The sequence below is a fragment of the Corynebacterium riegelii genome (genome assembly GCF_001263755.1).
Classification (GTDB): domain Bacteria; phylum Actinomycetota; class Actinomycetes; order Mycobacteriales; family Mycobacteriaceae; genus Corynebacterium; species Corynebacterium riegelii.
This window is the reverse complement of the sequence record NZ_CP012342.1, coordinates 1,999,789-2,018,068: the sequence shown is the minus strand read 5'-3', so window position 1 is coordinate 2,018,068 and position 18,280 is coordinate 1,999,789. Positions and strand designations below refer to the sequence as shown.

The 18,280-nt window shown below is 62.5% G+C and carries 15 protein-coding genes and 1 tRNA gene; 6 read left to right on the top strand and 10 right to left on the bottom strand.

Features of this window, described 5'->3' with window-relative positions:
- Positions 1-14 precede the first annotated feature (14 nt).
- A complete protein-coding gene (locus AK829_RS09740) occupies positions 15-638 on the top strand; it encodes a TetR/AcrR family transcriptional regulator (protein WP_232305722.1) in 624 nt (207 codons plus the stop codon).
- A gap of 7 nt (positions 639-645) precedes the next feature.
- Here AK829_RS09740 and AK829_RS09735 read toward each other — a convergent pair whose 3' ends face one another.
- Positions 646-1,368 carry a hypothetical protein gene (locus AK829_RS09735; protein WP_052205661.1) on the bottom strand — a complete coding sequence of 241 codons (723 nt, stop codon included), beginning with the start codon at positions 1,366-1,368 and terminating at the stop codon, positions 646-648.
- 272 nt (positions 1,369-1,640) lie between these two features.
- Between AK829_RS09735 and AK829_RS09730 the strand changes: the two genes are divergently transcribed.
- Together AK829_RS09730 and metE are read left to right on the top strand one after the other, a co-directional pair.
- Positions 1,641-2,630, top strand: a complete 990-nt coding sequence (locus tag AK829_RS09730) for a methylenetetrahydrofolate reductase (protein WP_052206495.1) — start codon at positions 1,641-1,643, stop codon at positions 2,628-2,630.
- A gap of 1 nt (position 2,631) precedes the next feature.
- Positions 2,632-4,884 carry a 5-methyltetrahydropteroyltriglutamate--homocysteine S-methyltransferase gene (gene metE, locus AK829_RS09725; RefSeq protein WP_052205660.1) on the top strand — a complete coding sequence of 751 codons (2,253 nt, stop codon included), beginning with the start codon at positions 2,632-2,634 and terminating at the stop codon, positions 4,882-4,884.
- 394 nt (positions 4,885-5,278) lie between these two features.
- Here metE and AK829_RS09720 read toward each other — a convergent pair whose 3' ends face one another.
- Positions 5,279-6,790, bottom strand: coding sequence for a SulP family inorganic anion transporter (locus AK829_RS09720; RefSeq protein WP_052205659.1), 1,512 nt, complete (start codon positions 6,788-6,790; stop codon positions 5,279-5,281).
- A 143-nt stretch (positions 6,791-6,933) separates the two neighbouring features.
- Here AK829_RS09720 and AK829_RS09715 point away from each other — a divergent pair, with 143 nt between their 5' ends.
- Together AK829_RS09715 and AK829_RS09710 are read left to right on the top strand one after the other, a co-directional pair.
- A complete protein-coding gene (locus AK829_RS09715; protein ID WP_052205658.1) occupies positions 6,934-7,455 on the top strand; it encodes a peptidylprolyl isomerase in 522 nt (173 codons plus the stop codon).
- 99 nt (positions 7,456-7,554) lie between these two features.
- A complete protein-coding gene (locus AK829_RS09710; RefSeq protein WP_232305721.1) occupies positions 7,555-8,145 on the top strand; it encodes a rhomboid family intramembrane serine protease in 591 nt (196 codons plus the stop codon).
- Positions 8,146-8,198: 53 nt separating this feature from the next.
- Here the strand turns inward: AK829_RS09710 and crgA are convergent, their stop codons facing one another.
- The 8 genes from crgA to AK829_RS09670 are packed head-to-tail and all read right to left on the bottom strand — an operon-like array spanning position 8,199 to position 17,861.
- Positions 8,199-8,474: a cell division protein CrgA gene (gene crgA, locus AK829_RS09705; RefSeq protein WP_052205656.1), complete on the bottom strand. Its 276-nt coding sequence runs from the start codon at positions 8,472-8,474 to the stop codon at positions 8,199-8,201.
- Positions 8,475-8,534: 60 nt separating this feature from the next.
- Positions 8,535-10,535, bottom strand: a complete 2,001-nt coding sequence (pknB, locus tag AK829_RS09700) for a Stk1 family PASTA domain-containing Ser/Thr kinase (RefSeq protein WP_052206494.1) — start codon at positions 10,533-10,535, stop codon at positions 8,535-8,537.
- Between the two features lie 6 nt (positions 10,536-10,541).
- Positions 10,542-12,164, bottom strand: coding sequence for a serine/threonine-protein kinase (locus AK829_RS09695; protein ID WP_052205655.1), 1,623 nt, complete (start codon positions 12,162-12,164; stop codon positions 10,542-10,544).
- A 14-nt stretch (positions 12,165-12,178) separates the two neighbouring features.
- Positions 12,179-13,657, bottom strand: a complete 1,479-nt coding sequence (locus AK829_RS09690; RefSeq protein ID WP_052205654.1) for a penicillin-binding transpeptidase domain-containing protein — start codon at positions 13,655-13,657, stop codon at positions 12,179-12,181.
- The gene (locus tag AK829_RS09685) at positions 13,658-15,025 is read right to left on the bottom strand and encodes an FtsW/RodA/SpoVE family cell cycle protein (RefSeq protein ID WP_232305720.1); all 1,368 of its coding nucleotides are present in this window, start codon (positions 15,023-15,025) and stop codon (positions 13,658-13,660) included.
- Positions 15,025-16,413, bottom strand: a complete 1,389-nt coding sequence (locus AK829_RS09680; RefSeq protein WP_052205653.1) for a PP2C family protein-serine/threonine phosphatase — start codon at positions 16,411-16,413, stop codon at positions 15,025-15,027. Before AK829_RS09680 ends, AK829_RS09685 begins: the two co-directional genes overlap by 1 nt.
- Positions 16,413-16,862 carry an FHA domain-containing protein FhaB/FipA gene (locus tag AK829_RS09675; RefSeq protein ID WP_052205652.1) on the bottom strand — a complete coding sequence of 150 codons (450 nt, stop codon included), beginning with the start codon at positions 16,860-16,862 and terminating at the stop codon, positions 16,413-16,415. Before AK829_RS09675 ends, AK829_RS09680 begins: the two co-directional genes overlap by 1 nt.
- 21 nt (positions 16,863-16,883) lie before the next feature.
- Positions 16,884-17,861: a DUF3662 and FHA domain-containing protein gene (locus tag AK829_RS09670; RefSeq protein ID WP_052205651.1), complete on the bottom strand. Its 978-nt coding sequence runs from the start codon at positions 17,859-17,861 to the stop codon at positions 16,884-16,886.
- A 232-nt stretch (positions 17,862-18,093) separates the two neighbouring features.
- Between AK829_RS09670 and AK829_RS09665 the strand changes: the two genes are divergently transcribed.
- A tRNA-Leu gene (locus tag AK829_RS09665) sits at positions 18,094-18,177 on the top strand.
- Positions 18,178-18,280: the final 103 nt, after the last annotated feature.

The window sequence follows — 18,280 nt, the reverse complement described above, 5'->3', positions numbered from 1 at the left end:
TAGATGGTGATATCATGCTCGCGAAAACTAAAGCTGTCAAGAAGGGGGAGCCCTTGCGTGCCGACGCCCGTTTGAAACGCGCACAAATCATCACCACGGCCATGGAGCACTACCGCACAAAGCCGGCTTCTCAAGTGACGTTGGAGAGTATCGCTGCTGATGCCGGTGTGGGTATTGCCACACTGTACCGTCACTTTCCTTCGCGCGCGGCACTGCGTGAAGCCTGCGCAATAGGCTTCATCGAGCTTCTAGAGGAATACCTGCAGAAAACGGTGCAGGAGTTTGACTCCAACCCAGAAGAGAAGTGGGACACTTTCGTACTCACGCTGATGGATTACGGCGTAGGCATGCTGGTGGGCGCGTTGGTGGCTGACCTGCCAAGCACCGATGACTGCGAGATGGAATCGGAGTACGAGGAGTTCTTCCAGCGCCTAGGCGAGCTGCTGCACAAAGCCGCCGCACACAAGCTGATTGACCCGGACCTGACGCCCATTGAGTTCGCCACCGAACTGATCGTGGTTACCCGTCCGATGGATGAGCAGTTCACGGCGCTGTTTCCTGACGTACGCCAGCGCCTCGTGCGCCACCTGCTGACCGCGTGGCGGGCAGCAGGTGCAGCGCAGGGCGCTGTGAACTAGTCGCGGATTAATCATCCTCGCGCAGCTGGTGGCGTGGGGCGGTGGCTTCACGCTGATCATCATCAAGCGCGTCGAGGGTGGTCAGCTGCTCATCAATAGAGGAGAGCAGCTCCTCGTCGCGGACTGCCGGCTCCTCTCCAAGCGGGCCGGCGGCGTGCTTGCCGTAGTCATCCTTTTCGTAGTCATCTTCCGTGCGGGTGGAGTACACCAGCGTGGCGGTGCCAGCGGTGCCGGTTTCCGTGCGCGTGGGCTCCGGGGTGTAAGCGTGCTTGCCAGCAGCCTGCCTGTCCAGCTTTTCTGCCAGGACAAACTCCCACAGCGCCCAGCCAGCGGCGGCAAGACCCGCGGCACCCAGCAGGCCGCCGACAACCTTGCCGGCCTTGCCCTTCTTCTTTGCAGGCTTTTTGCCAACCTTCTCGGCAGCCGCGCTCATCAGCGCCTCGCGCCGCGCCTTGCGGTCCGGGGCAGCCGCGGCGAAGGCGGCGCGGCGACGGTCGAGGCGGTCGTGAATGTCCCGGGTGACGTCGCCAGCCTCAGCGCGCGCGTCAGTAAACAGCTCTTCTAGCTGATCGATGTTGGCCTTTTCCGCGACCTCGCCAATCCGGCCGTTCTTCACGGCCTCCAACAGCGCGTCATACACTTCGCGCTCCCGTTTGTCCGCGCTGTTGCGCAGGTAGTTGTAGGCGTCCGTTGCGCCGCGCACGGCAAGCCTCAGCAGTGTGCTGTTCATGGGGGTGCTCCTTCTCATTGCAAATTTCTGTGACACAACAAGCGTAGCTAATTTGCACACGCATGAAATGAACCAAGCGGTTCATTTCGCCGAATATTATTCACCCGAGATACCCCCGATAGCCTGCACGGACACAAAGTAGACCAAGAGGTACATTGTGTCGGTTATGAACGCGGAATAACTTTTCAAACCACCGTTGAAAAACGGTGCAGAGCGCAAGTGCCCTACCCGGCCAGCCGCCCCAATTGAGATCCGAAAGGCAGATGTTTTCCATGCGTGGAACTATTGCTTCGACGCGGCTGTCCGCCTCAGCGCCACTGGACACCGCAGAAGAAGCACTTGGCACAGGCCCCGAGACAGGCCCCGGTGCAGACCAGGGTGTGTCGCGGCGCAGCCGCACGGCGCTCAGCTTTGAGCTGATCCCGCCGCGCAACACCGCCGACACCGAGAAGCTCGACGAGCTGATCGGTGGCCTTGCCGCGTACCACCCGGATTACGTCTCCGTCACCAGCTCCATGCGCAGCGATTGGCTGGAGGGAACCTCCGCGCTGATCGCGCGCATCGCCAGCACCACCGATCTGCGCCCGATCGCTCACCTCGCCTGCACTGCCGGCACCAAGGTTGAGCTTGAGGGCTGGATCCGCCAGCTTATCGACGCCGGCGTGCGCGGCTTCCTCGCCCTGCGAGGAGACCTGCAGCCAGGCCAAAAGGCGCTGCCGGAAGGCTACCTGCCGTATGCCACCGACCTGTTGAACCTGATCAATGAGGTCCAGGAGGAAGAGGCGTTTCGCCTGGCAGCAGGCAAGTTGGCGCTGTCTGTGGCCTGCTACCCAAGCGGGCACGCGGAGAGCAAGAACTTCGACCATGACTTAGACGTGCTGTTGGCAAAGCAGCGTCTCGGGGCAGACTTCGCCATCACGCAGCTGTTCTTCGACGCCGCCGACTACCTGGAGTTCGTCGAGGTAGCGCGCATGGCAGGCGTGCGGATTCCCTTGATCCCCGGCATCATGCCGATCACTTCGCTCGCCAGGGCGAAGAGGATGGGTGAGTTGAGTGGGTTGGAGGTTCCGCGTGGCGTCGAAAAGCAACTGAGCTCCGCCGCAACCGGCGAGGAGGAGTATGAGCTGGGCATGGAGCTTTCGGCGGACCTGGCGCGCACGATTCTGAACGCGGGCACGGGCGGCCTGCACATTTATACACACAACAATCTCGCCGTAACGCGCGACCTTTTGCAGCGCATTGGCATCGAACACAAGGATTAACATGACGTTTCCCAAGGCAACTATCGAAGGCTACCCGCGTATCGGCGCGAACCGCGAGCTCAAGCGCGCGCTAGAAAGCTACTGGGCCGGGCGTATCGACGCTGATACGTTCCGCTCCACCACCCGCGCCCTGCGCATTGACACCTACAACCACCTGCGCGACCTTGGCCTGGACGAGGATTACGCAATCCCGGCAGACGTGGCGTACTACGACCAGGTGCTGGAAACCGCACTCACCGTGGGTCTGGTGCCGGGCGGTACCGACCTGGATGAGGAATTCGCGCTGGCCCGCGGCAACGATGAGCGCGTGCCGCTGGAGATGACCAAGTGGTTCGACACCAATTACCACTACCTGGTGCCGGAGATTTCCGCAGGCCAGGAGATTAAGGCCGTGCCGGAGCGCGTGCTTCGGCTTGTCGCCGAAGCACGGGAAGCAGGACACACCGTGCGCCCCTACCTGGTTGGCCCGGTCACCCTGATCGCACTGTCCAAGCCGGCCGAGTGGTCGCTGCTGCCGGCTCTTGTGAACGCCTACGCGGAGGTTTTCAGCGCCCTGAAGGACGCCGGCGTGGAGTGGGTCCAGGTGGCAGAGCCCGCCGTGGTGGCAGACCTGTCCACCCCGGACGCTGAGATCGCCGGCTACCTACGCGAGGCATGGACCGAGCTTTTGGGTTCTGATGCCCGCCCGAACGTCTACCTGACCACCCCGTACGGCGCTGCCCGCGAGGCGCTGCCGGTACTCGGCTCCCTTGGCGTTGAGGCACTGCAGGTGGATCTCGCACCGTGGACCCTGGACGTGGACCCGGACTACGCGAAGCACGTCCGCGAGGCTGTTGATGCTGGCACGACCCTGGTTGCCGGCGTTATCGACGGCCGCAACGTCTGGGCCGCCGACCTGCGCAAGAAGGTTGCTTTGCTGGAGGAGCTGGGCGTTGCCGACAACCTCCACGTGACTACCTCGACCTCGCTGCAGCACGTGCCGCACACGCTGGACGCAGAGAAGAACCTGCCGGTGGATGTGGCCAACTGGCTCTCCTTTGCGGATGAGAAGATCGCTGAGATCAAGGCACTCGTTGCCGGTGAAGAGGCCGCCGCTGAAGCCTTCAGCCGCTCCGACCGCGCAGTGCGCACCCGCGCCGAATCCGAGCGCACCCACAACGCCGCCGTCCAGGAGCGCGTTGCAGCTCTGCCGGAGGGTTCCGTGCAGCGCCAGCCGGTCTTCGAGGAGCGCATCAAGATCCAGCACGAGGAGCTTGGCCTGCCGAAGCTGCCGATCACCACGATCGGTTCCTTCCCGCAGACGCCGGAAATCCGCAAGGCTCGCGCCGACCACAAGGCCGGTGTACTCACCGATGAGCAGTACAAGGAAGCCCTGAAGGCCGAAATCAAGCAGGTCATCGAGCTGCAGGAAGAGATCGGCATCGACGTGCTCGTCCACGGTGAGGCCGAGCGCAACGACATGGTCCAGTACTTCGCCGAGCTTCTAGACGGCTTCGTGGTTACCGAAAACGGCTGGGTCCAGTCCTACGGCTCCCGCTGCACCCGTCCGCCAATTGTGGTCGGCGACATCTCCCGCCCGAACCCGATGACGGTGGAGTGGGCCTCCTACGCACAGTCCCTGTCCGACAAGCCGGTCAAGGGCATGCTCACCGGCCCGGTCACCATCTTGGCCTGGAGCTTTAAGCGTGACGACGTACCGCTGTCCGTCTCCGCCGACCAGCTCGGCGTTGCCCTTGCAGACGAGGTTCGCGACCTTGAAGACGCCGGCATCAACGTCATCCAGATCGACGAGCCCGCACTGCGTGAGCTTCTGCCGCTGCGTGCCGACGACCGCGCCTCCTACCTCGACTGGGCCGTCCGCTCCTTCCGCCTGGTAGCCCTGGACGCCAAGCCGGCAACCCAGATCCACACCCACCTGTGCTACTCCGAGTTCGGCCAGATCATCGAGGCCGTCGCCGCGCTTGACGCGGACGTCACCTCCATCGAAGCCGCCCGCTCCCGCATGGAACTGCTCGAGGACCTGGACGAGACCTTCCACTCCGAAATCGGCCCCGGCGTGTGGGACATTCACTCCCCGCGCGTGCCTTCCAAGGATGAGGTTGCGGACCTCCTGCGTGCTGCGTTGCAGAACGTTCCGACCGAGCGCCTGTGGGTCAACCCGGACTGCGGCTTAAAGACCCGCGGCTACAAGGAAGTCGACCCGTCCCTGCGCAACTTGGTCGCTGCCCGCGACGAGGTCGTCGCTGGTCTCTAGTCCGGCTGGGCTGGGTGGCCCGCGGCTCCCAGCCTCGGCGCCTGGCCCTCGCACGTCAACCCCGTGACCTGGTGTTATTTGTCCAGTTCACGGGGTTTTCTTGTGGTGTGGCCCACGGTGAATCCCGCGTGCCACATCAGCCTCATTGCAACCAAGGCCGTTTGTTACGGATGTGACGAACGCGACCTGGGGTTTTGTAAACGACCCCCGGGTCGCTTACAGCCCTGGTGAGGAATCCAGTCCGACCCGCTGCAGTGATTTCCAAATTGCTGCATTCTGTCCCCGAAACGCCCAGGTGGCGACACTAGCTCCCCGGATTGTTGCATCGGCCGGCGGCTAAATGCTGGGGGAGGCCAACCGGGCCAACACAGGCCCGCCGAGAGCTTCACTCTCGCTAACTATCGCCGAGTTGGCCGGAGAGGTGGTCGAGGCGCCACTTGCTCGGGCCGTCCAGGCCGATGATCTCCACGGTTTTGCCGCGTTGCTGGAACTTGTGGGTGATGGAGTCGAGGGTGGCTACGGTGGAGGCGTCCCAAATTTCGGCCGCGGAGAGGTCAATGATGATGTGTTCGGCCTCATCGTTGTAGTCGAACTGGTACACAAGGTCGTTGCTGGACGCCCAGAAGAGCTGGCCGTGGACTTTGTAGGTGCGGATGTTGGGGTGGCCGTCGCCAGTCGTGTCCAGCTCTTCGACCATCTCTAGGCGCACCAGGTGGGCGACGCGGCGGGTGAAGGTCACCATCGCCGTCAGCACACCCAGCACCACGCCGACGGCCAGGTTGCCGGTGCCCAGCGTGCCGACGACAGTGACCAACATCGCGGTCGTTTCAGACAGCGGCATGAACTTCAGCGTGCGTGGGTGGAGGGAGTGCCAGTCAATGGTGCCAAGGGAGACCACGATCATCACGGCAACCAAAGCGGCCATGGGGATTTGGCCCACCAGGTTGTTCAACGTGAGCATCAGCACCAAAAGGAACACGCCGGAAATCAGCGTGGACAGGCGGGTGCGCGCTCCGGATTCGCGCACGTTGATCATGGTTTGGCCGATCATGCCGCAGCCGCCCATGCCGCCGAAGAAACCGGTAACAATGTTGGCTACGCCTTGGCCCCAGGATTCGCGGGTTTTGTCGGAGTGGGTGTCGGTGATGTCATCTACAAGCTTGGCGGTCATCAAGGATTCCATGATGCCGACTACTGCCATGCCCAAGGCATACGGTGCGATGATGGAAAACGTTTCGAGGGTTAACGGGACGTCGGGAAGCAAAAGCCCTGGTAGCGAGCTTGAGAGCTGACCCATGTCACCCACGTTGGGCACGGACCAGCCGAACGCCAGCACCATCGCGGTGAGCACGACGATGGCTACCAGTGGGGCGGGGACAACCGTGGTCAGGCGTGGCAGGCCGACCACAATGACCAGGCCGACGGCCACCAGCGGGTAGACCAACCACGGTACGTTGAACAGGTGCGGCAACTGCGCGGAAAACACGAGGATGCCCAGGGCGTTGACAAAGCCGACCATGACGGAGCGAGGGATAAACCGCATAAGGCGCGCAATGCCAAGGACAGCCAACAGGATTTGGAAGATGCCGCCGAGGATCACCGTGGCAATGAAGTAATCAAAGCCGTGATCGCGCATCACCGGTGCGATTACCAGGGCGATGGCGCCGGTGGCGGCGGTGATCATCGCAGGGCGCCCGCCGGTGAACGAAATCGTGATTGCCATGATGACGGTGGCGAACAGCCCCACCGCCGGGTCCACACCCGCGAGGATGGAAAAGGCGATGGACTCCGGAATCAGCGCAAGCGCCACGGTCATGCCGGCAAACACTTCGGTGCGCAGGCGCGCCGGGGAGGAAAACGCGTAGCGGAAAGAGTCGATAACTCCGGAGGGGGCTTTTTCGGTCATGGGCTAACCGTAATCCTCGGGCGGCGGCAAGGCGAACCCTGAAAACAAATCGATTTGTTACGGATGTGATTTTAAAACCCCAGGTCGCTGAAAAATATCGCAAAATTTTTCAGGGTTTCTGAATACCGCGTACCCTAGTCACCATGACTATGAAAACGCAGACGATGACTTTGCACACCAACCACGGCGACATTGTGATTGACCTGTTTGGCAACCACGCACCGAAGACCGTGGCAACCATCACCGGCCTGGCCACAGGCGAGCAGGAGTACGCCACCAAGAACGCCTCCGGCACTGATGAGGGCCCGTTCTACAACGGCGCGATCTTCCACCGCATCATTCCGGGTTTCATGATCCAGGGCGGCGACCCGACTGGCACCGGCACCGGCGGCCCGGGCTTCCAGTTTGCTGATGAGTTCCACCCGGAGCTGCAGTTTGACCGCCCGTACCTGCTGGCCATGGCTAACGCTGGCCCGGGCACCAACGGTTCCCAGTTCTTCATCACGGTGGACGCTACCCCGTGGCTGAACAACCGCCACACCATCTTCGGTGAGGTTACCGATGAGGCATCGAAGCAGGTTGTGGACAAGATTGCTAACGTTAAGACCGGCCGCATGGACCGCCCGGTTGAGGACGTGGTGATTGAGTCCGTGGACGTTAACTAAGCGAACTAAGCGGACGTAACCATTAACGTATTCCGTAACGTTCTCCGCGGCGCACCGGCGACCACCATCATTGCCGCCGTGTGCGTCGCGGTTTTTTGCGTGTCTGCACTCCAGACGCGTTCGTTGACGCAGGTGGTGTGGGGGTCATCCCTTGCGGAGCACATGATTCTCTACGGCCCCGAGGTCACTGGCCTTGGCTACAGCCGCGCGTTGACGTCGGGCTTTTTGCACCTGGATGCCACGCACTTGTTCCTCAACATGCTCATGCTGGTGCTCGTTGGTGCGGAGGTTGAGCGCGCGATTGGGACGGGTCCGTTTGTGGTGGCGTATGGGGGGTTTACGTTGGCGTCGGCAAGCATGGTGCTCGCGGGTGCCTTTGGGGTGCCCACGGCGGGTGCTTCGGGGGCCCTGTTTGCGCTGATGGCGGTGCTAGTAGCTCTTGCTTATCGACGCCACGCCGACCTCATCGCCCCCCTCACCCTTCTGGCCGTGAACGTGGGCTATACGTTTGTGGCCACCAACGTCAGTGTGTGGGGGCACGTGGGTGGGTTGTTGGTGGGGGCGTTGGTGGCGTGGCCGTTGACGCATCCAAGCAAGAAAGCCCGATGGGTGACAGCTTGGGTGTGTTTGGGGCTATCGGTGCTGGCAGTGTGGCTGCCGACGCTGCCGACGGCCACCCCTGTGTACTAAATCCACAGGGTTGTCCACAGGGTTATCCACAGCCTGTGGATAGGTGTGGATAGTTAGCGCCAACCCATGGTCATCAGCAGACCAACGATCATGCCGGCGAAGCCGATGGCGTAGTTCCACGGGCCGAGCTCAGCCAGGAACTGGACCTGATCACCGAAGATGTAGAAGGCGACAATCCAGGCCAAACCGAGCAGCATCAGGGCGAACATGATGACCTTGTACCAGGTCGGGGTGCCGCCGGTGTTGATCTTCACCGGGGTGCGCGACGTGCCGGCCGAGGTGGTAGATACCGGGCGAACGGCGTCCTTTGTCACTTTTGCCTTGGGCATGTGTGCAGTCCTTTCAACGCTAGAGCGCTAGCCTATCACCGGCCGCGGCGGGCCGGGTATTTACGGGATGAGGGCAGAGGCCTCAAATTGCCAGAGGTTGTAGCCAATGGCCTGGTCTTTACGGATAACCTCACCGGCGGCGACCTCCTGGTGGCCGATCAGGCCGCTGTCAATCGCCGCGCCCGTGGGCACTGCAGGACCAGGGACAAGGCGCCCAGTCCAGCCGAGGTCACGCAGCGCCTGGTCCGCCTCCGTGGGGTACATGCGCGTGATCTGCGGCATGGTCATCAACATGTTGTTGGACACGCGCAGCTCCACCGTGGTGCCGGTCTCTACCTCGGTGTTCGCACCGGCCACGGCAAGTACCTCACCGTCCGGGCGATCCGAGTCCACGCGGGTGACCGTGGCGCGCAGATCAAGCTGCGCAAGCGTTGCCGTTGCCTGGTTCACGTTCAGGCCAACCAGGGACGGCACCTCCACCTTCTCCCGGCCTTCAGAGACCGTGATTATCACCTTCGAGCCCTTCGACAGCTGCGAACCAGCCGCCGGGTGCTGCGACGTAACTAGGCCCTCCGGGACAGTGTCGGAGGTTTCCTTCCGAATGTCCTCGTTGAGCTCCAGGCCCGCCTGCTCCAACGCCTCAAGCGCGTCCTGGGCGGTGAGGTTGGTCAGGTCCGGCACGTCTGTGAGCTCGCGGCCGGAAGAGACGATCACGGTGACCAGGGATCCCGGCGGCAGCTGCGAGCCAATCGCCGGACTGGTGCCAATGACGTCTCCGCGGGCGATGTCTGGGTTCGGCTCCTCAGAGGTCACGGTGCGAAGGCCAAGTGCCTCCAGCTGCCCGAGCACTTCGGCGCGCGGCTTGCCCACCACGTCCGGCACCATGATCATCTGTTCCTGCACCTGGCGCTGGTCAGAGAAGTAGGAGTACGCAAACCAGCCAGCGGTGCTCAGCAGCGCGACGCCCAGAAACGCGGCGACAATCTTCATCCATGCGGACGTGCCGGTTTTCTCGTTGGCGCGGCGGTGATCCTCATAACGGGAGTGCTCCTCACGGGCACGCGCCGCATCCGCACGACGGGCAGGTTCCCTGCGCACCGGCGCACGATCCGTAGCAACAGCAGTGCCGCCAACCACCGTCTGGTCTGTGGCGTTGGTGGCGTTGGACGCATCCAGGTCCGACTCCGCGGCAGCCAAGTGGTTGCGCGCGGCTTCCGTTACAGAGCCGCGCTCCAAACGCTCCAGGTCCGCACACATTTCGTCGGCAGATTGGTAGCGGTCCGCCGGGTGCTTCGCCATCGCCGTGAGAATCACCGAATCAATGTTCACGGCCTCATTCGGGCTCAACGTGTCCGCAATACGCTCGCTCGGCGGCACCGGGTCTTCCTGGACGTGCTGGTAGGCAACCGCAAACGGGGACTCGCCCTCAAACGGCGGCTGGCCGGTGACGGCCTCATACATCACGCAGCCCAGGGCGTAAATGTCACTGCGGGCATCCGCGGCCTTGCCGCGCGCCTGTTCAGGGGAAAGGTACTGCGCCGTACCAATCACGGCGGAGGTCTGGGTCATTGCAGACGTCGCGTCATCCAACGCCCGCGCAATACCAAAATCCATCACCTTCACCGTGCCGGTGTTGGTAACCATGATGTTCGCCGGCTTGATGTCACGGTGAATAATCCCGGCATCATGCGAAGACTGCAGCGCCTTGGTTACGGGCTGCATGAAGGTGGCGGCGTCGTGGGGGCTAAGCGGGCCGTCGTCACGCACGATGTCCCTCAAGTTCCTACCAACAACGCGCTCCATCACAATGAACGGCACTTCCAAGCCATCGATGTCCTGGGAGCCCGTGTCATACACCGCCACAATGTTCGGGTGATTCAGGCGCGCAGAATTCTTCGCCTCCTGGCGGAAACGCTCACGGAAATTCTCATCACGCGCCATGTCAGACTTCAACATCTTCACGGCGACCTGGCGGCCAAGGACCGTGTCCGTAGCCGCGTAGACGTCAGACATGCCGCCCGTGCCGATGATGTCCCCGAGCTCATAGCGGTCAGCGATCATCATGTGTTAGTTGTCACCTCCTGTGACAGATGGGTCAGCTTGTGATTCTAACTCACCGTTGTCCTGCGGCGTTGTCGGCGCCTCCTGCGCAGACGTCGCGGGCGGCTGATCCGGCTGCTGCGGCTGCGAAGGCTGAGAAGGCTGAGCAGGCTGGGACGGATGCGGCTGCGTGGGCTGCTCCGGGTGGGAAGGACGCGGCTGCGAAGGCTGCTCCCGCGTCGGCTGCTGGCGGGTAGTCGTACTCGGCTGGCTGGTCTCCGGCTCAAACGTGATCGTGCCCGGGGCGTCCTGCGTAGGCACCTCGCGCTGCTCCGGCTCCGGCTGCTGCACCTGCGTCTGGGTCTCCGTCACCGTTTCCGTGGCAGCCGTGGCGGCGGTTGTAGGCGTCATCGGTGTGTTCGTCTTCGGAGAGGAGCTGCCAATCATGCCCGCCGACCACGCCCAAGCAACACCGCCGCCAATTAGCGCAAGCAGCAACAACGCCGCAATGATCGGTCCCGCAGCACCGCTCTTGCCGCCGCCGCCAGCACGCGCCGGTGCCGGCGGCGCCGACTGTGCGGAAAGCGCAGCACGCTGCGCCTGGGCCGCAGCCTGCTCACGTGCCGCCTGCTCAGCGGCAGCGCGCCGGGCTTTTTCCTGCACCGCCATCGCCGCGGACGGCGGGTACTTCCCAGCCGGGCGGGTGGTGCGCGCGTCAGCAACGTTGGCCAACATCTGGGTAGACGCGGTAGCCGACGGCTCCGCCGCAATCACCTGCGTACGCCCGCCCGGCTGGGCCGGGCGCATACCGTTTCGTACCTGGCTAACAGCCAGCTGCATCTCGTTGCCGTCGCGGAAACGCTGCTCCGGGTTCTTGCGCAGGCCAATCTCAATGAGCTCACGCGCCGGAGCAGACACCGAAATAGGCAAAGCCGGCGGCTCGTTGCTCACGTGCGCAAGCGCCACCGACACGGAGGAGTCCCCGGTAAACGGACGTGTACCGGAGAGCATCTCGTAGCCCACCACGGACAGGGAGTACACGTCAGACGCCGGGGTGACCGACAGCCCTTGCGCCTGCTCAGGGGAGACGTACTGGGCGGTGCCCACCACCATGCCGGTGCGCGTCAGCGGCACTGCTGCCGCGGCCTTGGCAATGCCAAAGTCCGTGATCTTGATCTGCCCGTTCTGGGTGATCATGAGGTTGCCCGGCTTAATGTCGCGATGCACCATGCCCATGCGGTGGATCATGGCGAGGCCGTGGGCGGCCTGCTCCAGCACGTCCAGCGCAACGGATTCCTCCAGCTGGCCCTCGCGGGCGATCAGGTCCGCCAGGGACTCGCCGCGGATGTACTCCATGGCAATGAAGCACGTGCTGAAACCGGCTGGCGAGGTGACCTCGCGGTAGTCATAGGTGGCCACCACGTTGGGGGAGTTGATGCCTTCTGCAGCCAGTGCTTCGTTGCGGAAGCGGGCGAGGAACTCCTGGTTGCTGGAGAACTCCGGGCGCAGGACTTTCAGCGCCACCTCGCGCTCATTGACCACATCGTCTGCCAACCACACGGTGGACATGCCGCCGTGGCCGATGACCCATTGCAGCTGGTAGTCATCGCCGATAAGTTGTTGTAAATCTTCGCGGTTTTCCGTGTTCATGCTTACCAACTCACCTACCTATTTCCCTGCTCTTGCTGGGTGTTTTCCTCTGCCGGTGCCGGAGCGGGTGCCGCGGGTGCCGCTCGCAGGATCGCACGCCCCAGCGGCGAGGACACCTGCCCGCCGGTTGCTCCAACACCCAAATTGCCGCCATTCTTTACAACGACAGCCACCGCCACATCCTTCGCGTCATCAAACGCCACATACCAAACGTGCGGGTCAGCGCCCTCGGCGTGCTCCGCGGTGCCGGTCTTGGAGGCGAAACTGTTGCCGTCATAACCCCAGGTCCAGCGCTCAGAGCCGTACATCAGCCCGGCAAGCGTTGCCGCTTCCTCCGGCGTCAGTGCCTCATTGAGCATCTCCGGATCCGCTTTGTACGCCTCCGTCAGGTTGGGGCGTGTCACCCGGGAGACCACATACGGCTTCATACGCACGCCATCATTGGCCACAATGCCGGCCATCACTGCGGCCTGCAGGGCGGTCATGGTGACGTCGCGCTGACCGATGGCGGATTGCGCCACCTCCGGACCGCTGGGCAGGTCGCCCAGGCTGCCGGCCGCGTTGGGCATACCAAGGTCATAGCGCTCACCCACGCCGAAGGCGGCGGCGGCCTCACGCATGGCGTCCGCCCCAACCTCAAGACCCATCTGCACAAACGCCGTGTTGCACGACAGGGCAAACGCGGTGGACAGTGTGACTTGGCCGCCGCTGCCGCACACCTGGCCGCCGTAGTTGGTCAGCGGGATGTCGGTGCCCGGCAGGATGGTCTGCGCCTCACCCGTCAGCAGCGAGTCCGGCGTGTAGCCGTTGCGCAGGCCCGCTGCCGTGGTGATGATCTTGAAGATGGAACCCGGCGGCAGCTGGTCCTGCGTCGCGTGATTCAACAGCGGCTTGCCGGGGTTGTTGTTCACATCCGCCCAGGTGCCTTCTGCCGTCGCTGGGTCAGCGATCAGGTTCGGGTCATAGGACGGGGTAGAGGCCAGCGCGAGGATCTCACCAGTGCTTGGGCGGATTGCCGCAATGGCGCCCTCGTAGCCAGGGTTTGCCAGCAGCTCATAGGCCTGCGCCTGCAGCTGTGGGTCAATGGTCAGCTCCACATTGTTGCCCACCTGGTCCTCTTCCAACCCGGTGCGCAGGAAGCGGGAGGACGCCCCGGCGGTATCCCCAGTCAACTGCCCGTTGAAGCCAGCCTCCAACTGGGCTGTGCCGTACTGGTCAGAGACGTAACCCACCACCGGGCCGAACGACAACGGCATGTTGGGGTAGGAGCGCTGGTAGAACCCGTCCTCAGTACGGAACGACTCCGCCAGCACCAACCCGCCCGCGTTGATCTGGCCGCGGTTGATCTGGCGCAGCTCCACAGTGGTGCGGGCGTTGCGGGGGTCTTGCGCATACACGTCTTCACGAAAGCCCTGTACAACGGTGAGGTTGACCAGCAAGGCCACAATGAGCAGCAGCGCAAACGATGCACCGAGGCGAATGGACTTGTTCATTTACGCCCCCGTCCCTACAGCCTGTGCTGCGTGCCTGCGCACACTGCGCGGCGTTTTCCGCAGCGCGTCCTGGTCAAATTCCGTCGGGCGGTTCGCGGCGTTGGACACGCGAAGCAGCAGTCCGAGCAGGATGTAGTTGGCCATCACGGAGGAACCACCGGCGGACATGAACGGCGTGGTCAGACCAGTCATGGGCAGCATGGCGGAAATGCCACCAGCAACCACGAAGATCTGGATGGCAATCGTGGTGGCAAGGCCTGCAGCCAACAGCTTGCCGTAGGTGTCACGCACCTGCAGCGCGGAGCGGTAGCCGCGGGAAATAAACACCGCGAACAGGCACAGCACTGCACCCAGGCCAACCAGACCCAGCTCCTCACCAAGCGCGGCCAGGATGTAGTCAGACTCCGCAACCGGGATCATCCCCGGGTGCCCGTAACCAAGGCCCGTGCCGGTCAGCCCACCCCAGCTCAAGCCGAACAGGGCCTGGGAAGGCTGGTAGCCAATGGTTTCGAAGTTTGCCAGCGGGTCAAGGAAGTTGGCCACACGCTGCTGGATCTTGGTGCTGACCTGATAGACGGCGTAGCCGCCAACAGCCACTAGGCCCACGCCGATCAGCAGCCAGGAGGTGCGCCCAGTGGCGAAGTACACCATGGCCAAGACTGTGGCAAACAGCAACAGGGCCGGCCCAAAGTCGTCGGAGATGCCCATGATCAAAATGGCAATCGCCCACACCACCAGGATCGGCGCCAAGTCACGCAGGCGCGGGAAGGTCAAGCCCAGGAAATGCTTGCCGGCCACCGTAAACAGCGCACGCTTTTGGGTGAGCAGCTGCGCGAAGAAGATCAGCAGCAGGATCTTGGAAAACTCACCAGGCTGCAGCGAAAACGGACCAATCCAGATCCAAATCCGCGCATTCACATTCGGCGGCTGCGGCCACACCAGCGGCAACGCCAGCAGGATCAAGCCAAGGATGCCCAGCAGGTAGGAGTAGCGCGACAGCGCTTTGTGGTCACGCACAATCGCCAGCGTGAGCACCATCAGCACCACGCCAACGAGGGACCAGATCATCTGCCGTGACGCCAACCCACTTGAGCCATCCGTAAAGCCGAGGCGATACAGCATGACCAGGCCAATCGCGTTGAGCAGACTGACCACCGGCAGCAGCAGCTGATCCGCGTACGGCGCGAGCCAACCAATCGCCGCGTGCGCGATGCCGTAGACCAAAATGAAGCCGCCTACCAGGTACAACAGCTCCCCGGTCAGGGTGCGGCCCTGGCTCAGCTCAAGGCTAAACAGCATCAACAGCAACAGCCCTGCGGAGCACAGCAGCAGCACCAGCTCCTTGGTCCGCCCAAATACGCCGCGCACTACTTCACCTCCCGGCACTTCGGTTGCTCAGCGTCCGGCTTGTCAGTCTCAGTCTTGTCAGTCTTGTCGCCGTCCACGCACACTGGCAGCGCTTCGTCTGCAAGCCTGCCCAGCATTCCCAGCACCTCGTCATAGGTGCCCGAGGGCAGACGCTCCGCCGCATCCTGCTGGCTTTCCGGCAGGTCGCTTTGAGAAAACAGGTGGCAGTCCGACGTGCTCTTCGCACCCTCCTCATACGGCTGGGTGCGCATCGTGTTCTTCGAATCCAGGCACACCTGTTGCACCGGCTCACCACGACCGGTCTCAATCACAAAAACGCCCTGCTCATCGGTGGTCAGGTTGTAGGTCTCCGGCGTCTTATTGCGCATCCACATCGTCGCCGAAAACGCCAGAATCAGCGCCAGCAGCAGCGCACCGATCACCCACGGCCATGTGCTTCGTTGGGGACCCTCCGCATCATCGCCCGCGGCGTCCGCAGGCTGCAGCTTCGCACGGTTGTGGTCCGGCTCAATCGTCTCCGACTTGCGCAACAGCGCCGCCGCCCGCCCCGCCGAAGAATCCGGGTGGGTGGACTCAAAGCTGGGTGCCAAAGCACCGGCCTTCACAGGGGCTTCATTGCTTATCGACGCCCCTGCGCCGCCACCCACAGTTTCCGACACAACTTCCGCCACCACCACAGTGACGTTATCTGGACCGCCGGAACGAAGCGCCAGCTCAATCAAACGATCCGCCGCGTTTTGCACCGTGCCCTGGCCAAGTGCCACACCGATGGTCTCTGCCGTGACTGGGTCCGACAAGCCGTCCGAGCACAGCAGCAGGCGGTCGCCTGCTTGCACGTCCACCATCTCCAAATGCGGTGTGACATCCCGGCCCGTGTACGCCTTCAAAATCAAGGACTTCTGCGGGTGCGAGGACACATCCTCCGGCGCCAGCTTGCCCTCGTCCACCAAAGACTGCACGAACGTGTCGTCGACGGTGAGTTGCTTCAACGTGCCGTCGCGAAGCAGATAGCCCCTGGAATCACCCACATGGATCAGGCCAAGCTGCTCACCGTTGAACATGACCGCCGTCAGCGTCGTGCCCATGCCCTCCTGCTCCGAGTGCTCACGCACCGAAGCAGCAATCGCCGCATTGGCATCATCCGCCGCAGCACCCAACAGCGCAAGCATGTCCGCATCCGCCGGATCCTTATCCAGGTGCTCCAGATGCTCAATCATCATCTGCGAAGCAACCTCGCCAGCGGCATGACCACCCATGCCATCTGCAAGCGCCAACAAATTCGGACCAGCATACGCCGAATCCTCATTGTTGCCACGCACAAGACCGCGGTCAGACGACGCGACGAAATCAAGGCGCAAATTCTTCGAAGATCCCTTTGCGGAACTCATTACGGCACCAGCCTCACAATCGTGCGTCCCATCTTGATATCAGTGCCCACAGACACCCGTTCCGGTTGATCAATGCGCATACCCTGCACAAACGTGCCGTTGCGCGAATCCAGATCCTCAACAAACCACTCACTGCCACGCCGGAACAACCGCGCGTGCCGTGCCGAGGAAAAATCATCCCCCAGCTGGAAGTCATTATCCGGGCCACGGCCAATGGTCAGCTCCTCCAACGAGGAGACATCCATATGAGAGCCCTGCAACGGTCCCTCAACCACAGTCAGATGCCGCGGCTTCTCCCGCTTCACCGGCGCCTGCCGCGCCGCCTGCCTAGGCACCATCCCCGCCGCGCGTACAACGTCCTTCCGCTGGATAAACACCACCAGCAGGATGAACAGCCACAACAGGGCGAGCAGCCCAAAACGGGCGCTCAGAATCACAGTGGCATCCATCGGCTTCCTTCCGGCAGGGGGTTATTGGTTATTCGTCTGGCCCGGCTGATTGGGCTGGGCTGGCGGTTGGAAAAACTCAGTGCCCGGGTAGGGAACCGGCTCAGCCGGCGGCTCCACAGCCTCCGGGAAGTGCGGCGGCTTAGCGTTCGCGGCACTCTGGCCAGCGCTGTTACCGCCCTGCGGGTTCACAATGCGCACCTCAATATTGGAATGGCCAACCGTGATCACGTCACCGTCCGCCAACATCCAGTTATCAACCTGCTCATCATTGACCGTGGTGCCGTTCGTGGACTCCAAATCCACCAACACCGCGATCTCCCCATCCCACGTGATCTCCGCGTGCTGGCGCGAGACACCGGTATCCGGCAGCCTGAAATCAGCATCGTTGGAACGGCCCAAAATGTTGGACCCTTCGTGGACAAGGTAGGTCCTCGACGAGCCGTCTTGAAGCAGCAAGCTCACCATCGGCTGCCCACCACCGGAAACAGGCTTCATAGCATTTGGTTCGGACACAGCATCCTCCTGTTCATGTGCCGATGCTTCACGACGCCGCGCAAACGCAGCCACCGCCGCCGGAGAAGGCTCCGCATCAATAGCGTCAAACCCACTCCCCACATCGGGCACAGAATCAATGTAAGACGACACCCGCAGCTGGCCCGTACGTAAACCAGACTCCTCGGCAATACGCACCACAGCTGGCCCATCCAAGAACCAGCCCTGATTACGCACGAAACGCATCAACTGCTCAGCAAGGTCAACGGGCAAATCACGCTGCTTAGACAGGTTCTCCAGATCCTTCGAGGACACACCAACCGCGTACACGTTCGGTGCCACAACCTCATCCTGGTCCGTAACAACCAACGAATCCTGCGCCTCCTGGCGGATCAGCTCCTCCAACTCAGCGGAGACAACCTTGCCGCCAAACACCGCAGCCATGGAGTTATCCAAACCACGCTGAATAGAACTATCTAGCTTGGCCAACCTGTCCATAAATGACATTCCCGTTCACCTCCTTTACTGGTGCTGCTCGTGCGTTTGCTCGTGCGCTTGCCTGTGCGCGCGTGCGCACGGGTGTCTTATGACGCAGTAAGTATAGGTGCCGATGCCACACGAACCTAGAAACCACGATGGGGCGACAGCATTAAACTTTGAATAGTTGCCAGAAAAATGAGTGTTTAACTGGCGATTTGTTGTTGTGCCCGCGTGAGGTGCTATGGTTATCAAGTCCCAAGCCCGGGTGGCGGAATTGGCAGACGCGCTGGCTTCAGGTGCCAGTGTTCGCAAGAACGTGGGGGTTCAAGTCCCCCCCCGGGCACAGACAGACACCCCGTGCGAGAAATCGCGCGGGGTGTTTTCGTTTGCTCCGAGTTTAACCCGTTTAGAAGGGTTAAGCGACAAAATGTGTGCTTTTCTCGGCG

What these genes read in the sequence shown, in the direction of transcription:
- AK829_RS09735 (WP_052205661.1), bottom strand. Translation starts at nt 1,368, where the DNA reads ATGAACAGCACACTGCTGAGGCTTGCCGTGCGCGGCGCAACGGACGCC.
- AK829_RS09680 (WP_052205653.1), bottom strand. Translation starts at nt 16,413, where the DNA reads ATGAGTTCCGCAAAGGGATCTTCGAAGAATTTGCGCCTTGATTTCGTC.
- AK829_RS09690 (WP_052205654.1), bottom strand. Translation starts at nt 13,657, where the DNA reads ATGAACAAGTCCATTCGCCTCGGTGCATCGTTTGCGCTGCTGCTCATT.
- AK829_RS09670 (WP_052205651.1), bottom strand. Translation starts at nt 17,861, where the DNA reads ATGTCATTTATGGACAGGTTGGCCAAGCTAGATAGTTCTATTCAGCGT.
- AK829_RS09715 (WP_052205658.1), top strand. Translation starts at nt 6,934, where the DNA reads ATGACTATGAAAACGCAGACGATGACTTTGCACACCAACCACGGCGAC.
- metE (WP_052205660.1), top strand. Translation starts at nt 2,632, where the DNA reads ATGACGTTTCCCAAGGCAACTATCGAAGGCTACCCGCGTATCGGCGCG.
- AK829_RS09695 (WP_052205655.1), bottom strand. Translation starts at nt 12,164, where the DNA reads ATGAACACGGAAAACCGCGAAGATTTACAACAACTTATCGGCGATGAC.
- pknB (WP_052206494.1), bottom strand. Translation starts at nt 10,535, where the DNA reads ATGATCGCTGACCGCTATGAGCTCGGGGACATCATCGGCACGGGCGGC.
- AK829_RS09720 (WP_052205659.1), bottom strand. Translation starts at nt 6,790, where the DNA reads ATGACCGAAAAAGCCCCCTCCGGAGTTATCGACTCTTTCCGCTACGCG.
- AK829_RS09740 (WP_232305722.1), top strand. Translation starts at nt 15, where the DNA reads ATGCTCGCGAAAACTAAAGCTGTCAAGAAGGGGGAGCCCTTGCGTGCC.
- AK829_RS09675 (WP_052205652.1), bottom strand. Translation starts at nt 16,862, where the DNA reads ATGGATGCCACTGTGATTCTGAGCGCCCGTTTTGGGCTGCTCGCCCTG.
- crgA (WP_052205656.1), bottom strand. Translation starts at nt 8,474, where the DNA reads ATGCCCAAGGCAAAAGTGACAAAGGACGCCGTTCGCCCGGTATCTACC.
- AK829_RS09730 (WP_052206495.1), top strand. Translation starts at nt 1,641, where the DNA reads ATGCGTGGAACTATTGCTTCGACGCGGCTGTCCGCCTCAGCGCCACTG.